The organism is Mycobacterium sp. 2YAF39, from assembly GCF_052114565.1.
In the GTDB taxonomy this organism is placed as follows: domain Bacteria; phylum Actinomycetota; class Actinomycetes; order Mycobacteriales; family Mycobacteriaceae; genus Mycobacterium.
Genome location: NZ_JBFREZ010000003.1, coordinates 126,491 through 138,243 on the forward strand (window position 1 = coordinate 126,491; position 11,753 = coordinate 138,243).

9 protein-coding genes and 2 pseudogenes are annotated in these 11,753 nt (G+C 65.9%); 4 read left to right on the top strand and 7 right to left on the bottom strand.

Annotated elements, in window-relative coordinates; all coding sequences use genetic code 11:
* Positions 1-7: 7 nt before the first annotated feature.
* The gene (locus AB4Z42_RS10000) at positions 8-1,996 is read right to left on the bottom strand and encodes an alpha/beta fold hydrolase (RefSeq protein WP_442009013.1); all 1,989 of its coding nucleotides are present in this window, start codon (positions 1,994-1,996) and stop codon (positions 8-10) included.
* A 72-nt stretch (positions 1,997-2,068) separates the two neighbouring features.
* Between AB4Z42_RS10000 and AB4Z42_RS10005 the strand changes: the two genes are divergently transcribed.
* The 4 genes from AB4Z42_RS10005 to AB4Z42_RS10020 are packed head-to-tail and all read left to right on the top strand — an operon-like array spanning position 2,069 to position 4,765.
* Complete coding sequence (locus AB4Z42_RS10005) at positions 2,069-2,467, top strand: winged helix-turn-helix transcriptional regulator (RefSeq protein ID WP_442009014.1); 399 nt, start codon at positions 2,069-2,071, stop codon at positions 2,465-2,467.
* Positions 2,464-2,982, top strand: coding sequence for a PaaI family thioesterase (locus tag AB4Z42_RS10010; protein ID WP_442009015.1), 519 nt, complete (start codon positions 2,464-2,466; stop codon positions 2,980-2,982). The genes AB4Z42_RS10005 and AB4Z42_RS10010 overlap by 4 nt, the downstream gene beginning before the upstream one ends.
* Before the next feature lie 23 nt (positions 2,983-3,005).
* Positions 3,006-4,184 carry an FAD-dependent oxidoreductase gene (locus tag AB4Z42_RS10015; RefSeq protein ID WP_442009016.1) on the top strand — a complete coding sequence of 393 codons (1,179 nt, stop codon included), beginning with the start codon at positions 3,006-3,008 and terminating at the stop codon, positions 4,182-4,184.
* Positions 4,181-4,765 carry a VOC family protein gene (locus AB4Z42_RS10020; RefSeq protein WP_442009017.1) on the top strand — a complete coding sequence of 195 codons (585 nt, stop codon included), beginning with the start codon at positions 4,181-4,183 and terminating at the stop codon, positions 4,763-4,765. The genes AB4Z42_RS10015 and AB4Z42_RS10020 overlap by 4 nt, the downstream gene beginning before the upstream one ends.
* 145 nt (positions 4,766-4,910) lie before the next feature.
* Here AB4Z42_RS10020 and AB4Z42_RS10025 read toward each other — a convergent pair.
* From AB4Z42_RS10025 to AB4Z42_RS10050, 6 genes and pseudogenes are all read right to left on the bottom strand, one after another.
* Positions 4,911-5,141, bottom strand: a pseudogene (locus AB4Z42_RS10025) (transglycosylase family protein); the annotation flags it as partial.
* 318 nt (positions 5,142-5,459) lie between these two features.
* Positions 5,460-5,693 (bottom strand): annotated as a pseudogene (locus AB4Z42_RS10030) (transglycosylase family protein); the annotation flags it as partial.
* A gap of 1,108 nt (positions 5,694-6,801) precedes the next feature.
* The gene (mobA, locus tag AB4Z42_RS10035; protein ID WP_442009018.1) at positions 6,802-7,392 is read right to left on the bottom strand and encodes a molybdenum cofactor guanylyltransferase; all 591 of its coding nucleotides are present in this window, start codon (positions 7,390-7,392) and stop codon (positions 6,802-6,804) included.
* Positions 7,393-7,402: 10 nt separating this feature from the next.
* A complete protein-coding gene (locus tag AB4Z42_RS10040; RefSeq protein ID WP_442009019.1) occupies positions 7,403-8,473 on the bottom strand; it encodes a 2-oxoacid:ferredoxin oxidoreductase subunit beta in 1,071 nt (356 codons plus the stop codon).
* The gene (locus AB4Z42_RS10045) at positions 8,470-10,416 is read right to left on the bottom strand and encodes a 2-oxoacid:acceptor oxidoreductase subunit alpha (RefSeq protein ID WP_442009020.1); all 1,947 of its coding nucleotides are present in this window, start codon (positions 10,414-10,416) and stop codon (positions 8,470-8,472) included. Before AB4Z42_RS10045 ends, AB4Z42_RS10040 begins: the two co-directional genes overlap by 4 nt.
* Positions 10,417-10,730: 314 nt before the next feature.
* A complete protein-coding gene (locus tag AB4Z42_RS10050) occupies positions 10,731-11,735 on the bottom strand; it encodes a LacI family DNA-binding transcriptional regulator (RefSeq protein ID WP_442009021.1) in 1,005 nt (334 codons plus the stop codon).
* Positions 11,736-11,753: the final 18 nt, after the last annotated feature.

An 11,753-nucleotide genomic window follows, 5' to 3' on the forward strand; every position in this document is an offset into this window, starting at 1 on the left:
CGCGACGCTACCCGAGCGTGTCCGGCAGCTCGATGTCCTCACCGAGCACGTGACGGCTCAGGAACGCGGTGACCACCTGATACCAGAGAATGGCGTGCTGCGGGCTGAGCACCCAATGGTTCTCCGACGGGAAGTACAGGAACTGGTGCGGACTGGTGCCGTCCTGCGCAGCGGGCAGACGCGATTCGGTCAGCAGGGCGAACCACAGGCGCAGCGCCTCTCCGATCGGTACGCGATAGTCCTTGTCGCCGTGGATGACCAGCATCGGGGTGGATATCTGTGCGACGTGGTGGTGTGGTGAATTCGCTGCGGCCATCTCCGGCGTCATCTCCCGCATCCAGTAGTACGACGCATCGGTGGTGGCGCCGAACTGCTCGAGCGCCCAGAGGCTCGCGTGGGTCACTATGGCGTCGAACCGATCGGTGTGTCCGGCAACCCAGTTGGCCATGTAGCCGCCGAACGATCCGCCCATCGCCGCGGTCCGGTTGGCGTCGACGCGGGGGTGTGCGCAGGCAGCGTCCGTGGCCACCATCAGGTCGCCGTACGGTGCGCTGCCCCACGCCCCCCAACCCCGCTGGATGAAGTCCTGTCCGTACCCGGTGGACAACCCGGGATCGGGGAGCAACACCGCGTAGCCCCGCACGGCAAGCAACCACGGATTCCATCGCCATGACCACACGTTCCAGCTGCCGAGCGGCCCGCCGTGGATCCACAGCAGCAGCGGTGCGGGCGCATCGCCGTCGGGCAACACCAGCCATGAGCGCACCCGTGCGCCGTCGGTGGCCGTCGCCTGGACCTCGGTCAGCGTGCCGGGCAGGCGAGGCAACTCGACGCACGGCAACTCGACGACCGCACCGTCGGGATCGATGCGCACCGGATGCGGCGGCGCAGCATAGGAACTGCGCAGCGCGTACAGCACGCCGCCGGGCGCTGCGGTGACGTCGCTGTAGGCGTAATCGTCAAACGTCAGCTGCGTGACAGTCCCGGCGCCCGGTTCGATTCGGAAGACGGGCGCTCGGCCGTCCTGATCGGCGGTCACGATCAATGCCGAACCGTCGTCGGACCAGGTCACCGAGGTCGGCCAGCGGTCCCACTCCGACGCCACGTCGACCGGGTGATGACCGAAGCGCAAGCAGTGCAGCGTGATTCGTGGTGCCCTATGGGGCGTCGAATAGGACTCGCGCGCGTATGCGACCGCCGACCCGTCCGGTGTGATCGCCGGGCTCCACAGGTCGCCGTCGGGATCGTCGGCGATCACGCTCCGCTCGCCACTCTCGGTGTCGATACGCATCAACACGGCGTGCTGCGACGCGCCCGCGGCCGGCTGCTGCCAGCTGGTGACGATGAACCCTCCGTCGGGGCTGACGTCGAAGTCGGAGTCCCACAACGCACTTCCCGGCGACGCGGTCAGGTCCTTGGGTGCGCCGCCGTCGGGATCGGTGCCGAACAGATGGGGTTCGCCGGGCCCGAGATCCTTGTCCCAGTGGCGGATCGGATAACCGGTGTGCAGGATGGCGGTGATCTTCTTGTCCTTGCGCAGATCCCACACGCGGCGATCGTCGTCGACGCTGCGAGCCGACGGCATCATCGGCCCTCTCACCACCGCGAGGTCGGCGTCGCTCGCAGTGCGTACCGCCTCGACCCCGCCGGGCAACGCCAGCGCCTCGAACGCCTCGCCGCCGGCGGCGGGCAAGCGCCACAGCGCCGCGGGCGTTTTGACACCGGTCTCGCTCGGCCGGCTCGCGACGAACAGCACGTCACCGCCAGCGGTGAACACCGGCGACGACTCGCCCTTGGCTCCACGGGTCAACCGCCGCGCCGGCAGCACCCCGGCGGGGTCGAGTTCCCACACGGCGCTGACGTATTCGGTGCGCTTGTCGTTGAGTTCCGCGATCGTCGTCACCACGCGTGTGCCGTCCACCGACACCGCCAGCCCCGAAACACGCGGAAGCGCGACGTAGGCGTCGAGGTCGTCGAAAGGGGTCGGCTCGCTCATGCGTCGTTCGTAGCACAGGCCGTTGCCACTACATGGTTTGATTTTCAAACTTACTCATGGGAAGGTGTCTGTGTGACCTCAGCGCCTGCACCGCCACTTGCCGAACTCCCTGGCAGACCGTGCCCGATCGCGGCGGCGCTCGAACTCGTCGGAGAGCGCTGGGCACTGCTCGTCGTGCGGGAGATCGCATTGGGAGCCACCCACTTCACCGACATCGTGCGGGGTACCGGTGCACCGCGCGACCGCATCGCGGCCCGGTTGAAGGCCCTGGAGAACGCCGGGGTCGTCGCCCGGTCGCCCTACCAGAGCGGTCCGACTCGCTACGAGTACCGGCTCACCGAATCCGGCGAGGCACTCATTCCTGTCCTGGACGCACTCCTGGACTGGGGCAAGGTGCACGCCGTCGCCCTCGACGATGCCGATCGCCAACGCCACTACCCGTCGATGACCAAGCTGAAGGACAAGCGATGACCGCAGAACTGACCGATACCGACTGGGGGCCGCAGCGCTCGAAGACCATCACGTGGCATGAGCCGGGGCCGAGCACCGCCAAGGGTCTTGCGATGGCGGGCCTCGATTATCTGCAGGCCATGGCAGACGGTCGTCTCCCCCAGCCGCCGATCGGCGGGCTGCTCGAGTTCGCGATCGTCGAGGCCGAAGCGGGCCGCGTCGTATTCACCTGCCGGCCAGACGAATCCGCCTACAACCCGATCGGTGCGATTCACGGGGGGCTGGTCTGCACCCTGCTGGACTCGGTGACTGGCTGTGCGGTTCACAGCACCTTGCCCGCGGGCAAGGGCTACACCACGATCGAGATCAAGGTGAACTACCTCAAGGCGGTCCGCCTCGCCAGCGGCGTCCTCACCGCCACCGGCAGGATCGTGAAGTCCGGTTCTCGCGTCAGCTTCTCCGAGGGCGTGGTGACCGACGCGTCCGGTGCCATCGTCGCCACGGCCACCAGCACACTTCTCGTCTTCGATCTGTAGAGGCCGCACGCTACGTTCGACGGATGGCGAAGCGGATCCTGGTGATCGGAGCGGGCATCGCCGGACTGGCGACCGCCAACGCGCTACAACAGCGCGGGCACGACGTCACGGTCATCGAGGAACGCACCGACACCTCGTCCGGCGCGGGCATCAGCATCTGGCCAAATGCACTGGCCGCGCTCGACGAAATCGGTCTTGGCGATGCGGTTCGCGCCGCGGGCGGCCGGATCACCGCGGGGGCACTGCGCTGGCGCGACGGCACCTGGCTTCGTCACCCGTCGCCGCAGCGACTGGTCAAGGCGTTGGGGGAACCGCTGGTGGTGATCCACCGCAACATCCTCACGTCGGTGCTCGCCGGTGCGCTCGCCGAGGGAACACTGCGATACGGGGTCTCGGCGCGCACGCTGGTGGCCACCGCAAACGGTGTGCAGGTAGGGGTTTCGGACTCCGATGCCGGCTCGACGGCGATCGAGGTTGATGCGGTCGTCGGCGCAGACGGCACTCATTCGGTGGTGGCCCGTCACCTCAACGGCCCGCTCGGCAACCGCTACGTCGGCTACACCGCGTGGCGCGGCGTGGCCGACTGCAGCATCGACCCTGACTTCGCAGGCGAGGTCCTCGGGCCGGCCATCGAATTCGGCCACGTGCCGTTGGGAGAGGACAACACTTATTGGTTCGCCACCGAACGCGCCCCTGAGGGACGCACCGCGCCGCAGGGCGAGCTGGACTATCTCAAGGAGAGGTTCGGCACCTGGGCCCAGCCCATCCCCACGGTTCTGGCCGCGACCGACCCGGGACGTGTGCTGCGCAACGACCTGTACGACCGCGACCCGGCCCGGCAATGGTCCCGGGGGCGAGTGGTCGCCGTGGGCGACGCGGCGCATCCGATGCGGCCGCATCTTGGCCAGGGCGGCTGCCAAGGACTCGAGGACGCGGCGATCCTGGCGGACTACGTCGGCAGGATGGACGATCTGGCCGTCGCGTTCGGACGTTTCGCGGCGTTCCGCCGCCCGCGGGTGCGCTCGCTGGTGCGCGAGTCGAAGATGATCGGCCAGATCGTGAACCTGCCGCCGCTACTCAGCGCCGCGGCGAGCCGCGCGACCGTCCTGGGACCCGAAGCGCTGGTAACGAAGCACCTGGCTGCGGTGGCGGCAAGGTCGGCGTTCGCACTCCCCACCGACCGCGACATCCACCCAACGTGAGTATCGCTCTCGGGCCGCTGCTCGCCGAGGCCGCCGACCCGGCTGCGGCGGAGTCGTTCTGGACCGGCGCCCTCGGTTCACCCGCGCGGCGGGCTCTGGTGCAATTCCGGCCGGAGCGACGACGAAAGACCGTGAAGAACCGGGTCCACGTCGATGTCTACGTCCGCGACATAGCTCCGTTGGTGGCTCTGGGCGCCAGAGTTCTCGGCGAATATCCGGATTGGGTCACGCTCGCCGACGTCGACGGCAACGAGTTCTGCGCGTTCCACGACGCTGACTTTGACGATGGGCCGCCGGCGCGGGCCTTCGCGGTCTGTACCGACAGTGACGAACCGGAGCATCTCGCTGCGTGGTGGGCCGACGTGGTCGGTGCCGAGGTACGCGGCGGGCCCGACGGCACGCCCCGCTGGCTGTACGGCGCGTCCGGCTGGGAGCACCTGATCTGGAAATTCGTCCGTAACCAGGACGACCGTGTGGTGCCCAACCGCTGGCAGTGGACGCTGCAGGGCGATCCCGGTCTGCGGGTCGACCCGCAGGGCAACGAATTCAGCGTGTCGCCGACGCTGCGCCCAGCGGGTTGAGCAGCGCGGAGCACATCTGGCGGGGGTTGATGAAGCCGAACAATCCGGTGGAGGGCATCGATGCGCAGCCGGTGGCGGTGGCAGCAGGCGCGGACGGCATGGTCGGCATCGACGTAGACGGGTTGCTCCAGACGGCGGGCGATGCGCCGCGGGGGCCGCACTTCGGCCAAGCCTTGATGCCCTGGGTGCGCAGCACGTTCTCGGCGACGCGGATCTGCTCGGCCCGCGAGGCGGTGGCGGGGTTGCCCACGCCGCCGTTGGAGCTCCACGTCGCCTGCTTGAACTGCAGCCCGCCGTAATGGCCGTTACCGCTGTTGATGCCCCAGTTGCCACCGGATTCGCACTGGGCGATGGCGTCCCAGTTGACCGAATCCGCGTTCGCAGTGGCGGTGGACATGAGCATCGGAACGATCGCGAGCGCCACGAACGTGGCGGCGGCCAACAGGCCCTTGGTAACAACCTTACGAATATTCATCACTGCGGTCCTTCCCCGACCGTTTGAACTCAAGGCCCGCGTGAAGCGCTGTGCTTGCTTCGATGCGGTCACTCGGTAGTTCGCGTGATGAACGTCACCTGTTACGGGAGCGTCAAAAGTTTTATTCGTTACTTAACTGGCGTAAGAGGCCTATGAGAAAGTAGAGGCGGTGCCCGGGCATATCGCCCGAACACCGCCTCAAAGAAGATCTACGTGTTATTAGCCGCGCTGGCCGCAAACGGGCCAGGCGCCAATGCCCTGGCTGTTCAGAACGTTCTCCGCGACACGGATCTGCTCCTCACGGCTGGCGTTGTGGGGCGAACCGCTGCCACCGTTGGCGCTCCAGGTGCCCATGGTGAACTGCAGACCACCGTAGTAGCCGTTACCGGTCGCGGTTCCCCAGTTGCCGCCGGACTCGCATGCCGCGACGGCATCCCAGTCGACGCTGTCCGCATTGGCGGAGCCCGCCATCGCCAGAGGTGCCACGGCGAGCGCGCCGGCGAAGGTCGCCAGACCAATCGTCTTGCGGATGTTCTTCAACTTCGATCCTTTCGACAAGCGCGCGCCAACCAGCCCCATGCGCGGACGCACGGACAGATGCCTTCACAGGCCGGGGTTATGGGCCGCACCATCTCGGTCAGGTACGGCAGCGGGAGGCAAGCAGCGCCTCGCCGGGCGATCAGGCCCGGTGGCCGTCGGCGGCGTCGTCACCGCCCCGGCCCCACTCACACGCAGGTTCGTGGTTTTTGAATTATTTGCTCCGTTAGAAGCTGTTAGGACCGTACAAACCCGTTTGGTCAAAGTCATTTCGGTGAAGAACGTGTCGCGCTCAGATCACGGACCGATAACGGCGGACGAGCACCAGCGTCCACGCAGGTCATCTGCGCGTTTGACGCGCGTGTGGATTTTGCGGCGCCGGGGGGTCACCGTGAGCCATCTCACTAGCATTTTGTGACCTGGCGCACCACAGCTGCATGGGCCATCGGGGCGAGTATGTCGCGAAACATTCAGTGCAAGCGGCGAAGTCACTGGTAGGCGCTGAGTTGCCGATCCGTTCGCTGGCGGTAGCCGCGTTTGTTGGGATAGGAGTGAGTATTCAATATTTCTGTCGCACTTGCTATTTCAGCAATGCGCCACCCGATGAATATCCATGAGCACTCGCCTACGTATCGAGGTTCAGTAGCCTTAATATGCTGTGCCAGAACTATTTTCGATGCTCCCCACGAACCGGCAGAGCCCATCCAGACCCCTTGGTCCACCGCAGCGGTCGTATCGGCCGTAACGACGGGCAATCCGGGCCGCATTCCCACCATCCAACCGCTGCCACAGAACGCAATTCGTGCCCACCAGTGCCGAAATTAACGTCAAATGTCGGCTGAGACACGCGAAACATGCTGTCATACAGTGCTATTCACTACCATCATGAACATGGCCGGACGATAGCTCGAAGGCACAGCTCCGCCGTGCAGTGAGATAATCATCGCGAAATACCGGCGCAATTCCGTGCACCGAATTGCGAAATAAGCCACCCGATTAAGGGCAATTAAAAGAATCGCATTTGCTAAGCGATGCGCCGCGACGCCGCGTCCCTCAGCTCCTCGAGGGTGTTGACGTTGGTCAGCGATGCCTGCTCGGGCATGACGACCCGCTGTGTGTCGACGGTCTCGACCAGTGACCGCATGCTGCGCTCCCCCGCCTCGACCAGCTTGGATACGCGTTCGTGCAGGTCAGTCCGGTAAATCCCGGCCAGGTAATGGGAACGGCCGTCCCAGGGCAGCACCACGTCGGCCCCGAGACGGACGGCGGGGCCGACGAGTTCGTCGGCCAGGTCGGCGGACAGCAGGGGCATGTCGACGGCGCATACGAAGGCGAGCTCCAGACCGGCCTCCGCGGCCGCACGCAGCCCGCGGCCCGCCGCCAGCAGAGGGCCGACGCCGCGGACGTCGTCGCGCAGTATCTCGGCTTCAACGCTCGGCAGGGCCTGACCCGGCGCTGCGACGACGAAGACGGGTGCACACCGAGGGCTGACGGCCGACACCGTCCTCTCGATGAGGGTCTTGCCGTCGAAGACGGCGGTGGCCTTGTCTCGGCCCATGCGGCGGGATGCCCCGCCGGCAAGGATGACCGCAGCAAGCGGCACGGGGGACGTCACCTCAGTGAGGTTAGTCGACGGTCCAGGTGTCTTTGCCGCGGAGCAGCGACTGCAACGCCGCCGTGTCGTGCGGCTTGGCGTCCCGCGCCGCTGCGACCTGCTGACGGGCGGCGTCGTCGTATGTCGGCTTGCTGACCTGCCGGAAGATGCCCATCACCATGTGATCGAGGTTCTGCTCGGACAGCCGCGAAAGTGCGAACGCGTACGCCGGATCCTGGAGCTGCGCGTCGTGGACGACGATCTCGGCGGCGGACACATCGGCGGTCTTGGCGACCTCGAGGCCGTATCCCGACTTCACCACGCAGTATTCGCCGTCGGCGCCGAACGTGATCGGTTCCCCGTGGGTCAGGTTGATCAGTCGTTCCTCGGCGCCTTCCTTGCGCAGCGCGTCGAACGAACCGTCGTTGAAGATCGGGCAGTCCTGCATGATCTCGACGAGTGCGGCGCCGCGGTGCGCGGCTGCGCCACGAAGCACTTCACTCAAACCCTTGCGGTCGGAGTCCAGTGCGCGGCCGACGAACGTGGCCTCCGCACCGAGAGCCAACGACACCGGGTTGAACGGGTAGTCCAGCGAGCCCATCGGGGTGGACTTGGTGACCTTGCCCGTCTCCGAGGTCGGCGAGTACTGCCCCTTGGTGAGGCCGTAGATCCGGTTGTTGAACAACAGGATCGTCAGGTTGACGTTGCGTCGCAGCGCATGGATCAGGTGGTTGCCGCCGATCGACAGCGCATCGCCGTCACCGGTGACGACCCACACCGACAGGTCTTCGCGGGCAAGTGCCAGCCCGGTCGCGATCGTCGGCGCCCTGCCGTGGATGGAGTGGAAACCGTACGTCTGCAGGTAGTACGGGAAGCGACTCGAGCAGCCGATGCCGCTGACGAACGCGATGTTCTCGCGACGCAGCCCGAGCTCGGGCAGGAAGTTGCGGATGGTGTTGAGGATGACGTAGTCGCCGCAACCCGGGCACCAGCGGACTTCCTGGTCGCTGGTGAAGTCCTTACCCTTCTGCGGTTCCTCGGCGCGCGGCACTCCGCTGATCCCAGAGGTCAGTCCGAGGTCGGCACCAATCAGGTCAGTCATGCGTTCACTCCCACGCCAGTCGCATCGGTATCTATGGTGGCCGCGGCCAACCGTGCGAACTTGGCCTTGTCAATTTCCTTGTCGCTCAACGTTCCGTCGAGCGCAGCGTCGATGATTCCTTCGACCTCGTCGGCCAGAAATGCCATGCCTTCCACCTTGGTCACGGACTGAACGTCGACCAGGTACTTGCCGCGAAGCAGCAGCGCCAGCTGGCCGAGGTTCATCTCCGGCAGCACCACGTTGGGGTAGCGCCGCAGCACGTCGGCGAGGTTGGCGGGGAAGGGGTTGAGGTTGCGCAGGTGCGCCTGGGCCACCTTGATGCCCTTACGCCGAGCGCGGCGGCACGCCTCGCCGATGGGGCCGTAGCTGCTGCCCCAGCCGAGCATCAGCAGCTCCGCGTCGCCGGTCGGGTCGTCGACCTCGAGGTCCGGCACCGCGATGCCGTCGATCTTGGCCTGCCGCAGCCGCACCATCAGGTCGTGGTTCTTCGGCTCGTAGGAGATGTTGCCCGAACCGTTGGCCGCCTCGAGGCCACCGATGCGGTGCTCGAGGCCGGGGGTGCCCGGGACCGCGAACTGGCGGGCCAGAGTCTCGGGGTCACGGGCGTACGGCTGGAACGGCTCGCCTGACTTCGCGAAGGTGTGCTCGATCTTCTCGTACGTGCTGACATCCGGAATCCGCCATGGCTCAGAGCCGTTCGCGATTGCGCCGTCGGACAGGATGATCACGGGAGTGTGGTAGTTGATGGCCATACGCGCAGCCTCGACGGCCGCGTCAAAGCAGTCCGACGGTGTACTGGGCGCGATCACCGCGACCGGCGACTCGCCGTTGCGTCCGTACAGCACCTGCAGCAGGTCGGCCTGCTCGGTCTTGGTCGGCAGGCCGGTCGACGGGCCACCTCGCTGCACATCGATGACGATCAGCGGCAACTCGGTCATCACGGCCAGGCCGATAGCCTCGGATTTCAGCGAGATACCGGGGCCCGAAGTGCTGGTGATGCCCAGCGCACCGCCGTACGACGCGCCGATCGCAGCGCCGATGCCGGCGATCTCGTCCTCGGCCTGGAAGGTCAGGATGTTGAAGTTCTTGTGCTTGGACAGCTCATGGAGAATGTCCGACGCCGGGGTGATCGGGTAGGTACCGAGCACGATCTGCAGGTCGCCGAGCTGACCGGCAGTCACCAATCCGTATGCCAGCGCCGTGTTACCCGAAATCTGGCGGTACTCGCCGTCCTTCAGCTTGGCCGGCGCGATCTCGTATGTGCTGGCGAACGCCTCGGTTGTTTCGCCGTAGTTCCAGCCGGCCTTGAGCGCCAGCACGTTCGCGTCCGCGACATCGGGTTTGCGGGCGAACTTCTCGCGGATGAACGCCTCGCTGTGCTCGAGCTCGCGGCCGTACATCCACGACAGCAGGCCGAGGGCGAACATGTTCTTGGCGCGCTGACCGTCCTTCTTCGTCGCGCCGACCTCCTCGACCGCGCCGAGGGTGAGCGTGGTCATCGGAACGGCCTGCACGACGTAGTCGGACAGGTCGTCGTTCTCCAGCGGGTTGGCTTCGTAGCCGACCTTCGCCAGGTTCCGCTTGGTGAACTCGTCGGAGTTGGCGATGATCAGGCCGCCGCGAGGCAGGTCGGACACGTTGGCCATCAGCGCAGCGGGGTTCATCGCGACCAGGACGTCGGGGCGGTCACCCGCGGTCAGGATGTCGTAGTCGGCGATCTGAATCTGGAACGACGACACGCCGGGCAGCGTGCCCTGTGGCGCACGGATCTCGGCGGGGTAATTCGGTTGCGTCGCAAGGTCATTGCCGAACAGAGCGGCCTCGGTGGTGAAGCGGTCACCAGTGAGCTGCATACCGTCGCCGGAGTCGCCCGCGAAGCGGATGACGACCTTTTCGAGCTTCTGCCTGGTGCCCGGGCTGGCCCCGTTGCCGTTGGCCACCACTACCGCCGCCTTCCGTCCAAATTCAAACTATCCCGGCGAACGTGTTCCCAGTCGCAGTCGAAGCGACGCGCCATGGGCTGGACGTCCACAGAAATTTGATGTCACTGGCAGTACCGATTATTGCACTTCTCTTAGGCAGCCCTTCACGCGACTCGCGGGGTACGTACAGGTGACCACTTGTCGAACCCGCTGGTCAAGACACATACCGATGGTAGCTGTAAGACAAAAATGTGTTTTGCGTCACGTGGCACTCAGTGTCATTAATAAGGAAATTGCTACCGATCAGTAGCTCGGTGCTAGCACTCGTCAGGCGGCTACGGCGGCAGGTTGTACGGAGTGATGACCTGGATGGGCACTGGGCGCACCGGCTCGTCCGGCAACGCACCCTGCTGCTGAAGAATCAGTCGCATCGCCAGGCGGGCGTCGGCGCGCAGATCGTTGTGCAGGACCACCGATATCCGGCCCTCGTGCAGCAGCTTTCTGTTGTCGACGTCCAGATCGTGGGCGATGAAAACCTTGCAGGGCCGCCCGAGCCTCTCGAATGCCGCGATCGTGGCGGTGTTGCCGCCGCCCACCGAATACACGGCTCCGACCTGCGGATGTCGCTCGAGCGCTTCGAGAACCAACCGCTCGTTGGTCGCGTCGATACCGTCGCTGTCGCTGACTTCCACGATCATCCGGCCGCTGCCGCGCATCGCCGCGCGGAATCCAACCTCGCGTTCACCCTCCCCGCGGAAGACAGCGCGGCTCAGCGTGATGAGGACGTCCGACGGCGCCGACCCCAGCCACTCGCGCATCAGATATGCAGCGGTCACCCCTGCTCCATGGTTGTCGATACCGACATATGCGCACCGCGCGCTCGCGGGAATGTCGGTCGCATAGGTCACCACGGGCACACCGCTTTCGACCAGACGATCGACGGCCTCGGCCACCGCGGGTTCGTCCTGCGCCTTGAGCACGACACCGTGACTGCCGCGAATGCGGCTCAGCGCCTCGACCATCTGCTCGGTCGACCCTGACTCCCACAGGTGGAACCTGGCGCGCAACATGGCCGGTGCGAAAGCGGGCAATTCAGCCTCGATCGCCGCCCGGAACGCATCGGAGAACCGTTGCGGTGTCTGCATCACGACGTCGACGAGGTAACGCCTGCCATTCAGACGCAGCTGCGCGCGCTGTTTGTCGAGGTCCGCGATGGCCTGCTCGACCTCGGCCCTGGTGTTCGCGCGTACGCCAGGACGTTCGTTCAGCACGCGGTCGACCGTGGCCTCGCTCAGCCCGGACTGCTGCGCGATTTCGCGGACCTTATAGCGGTGCGGCATCGGATTCCTGAGGTGTTT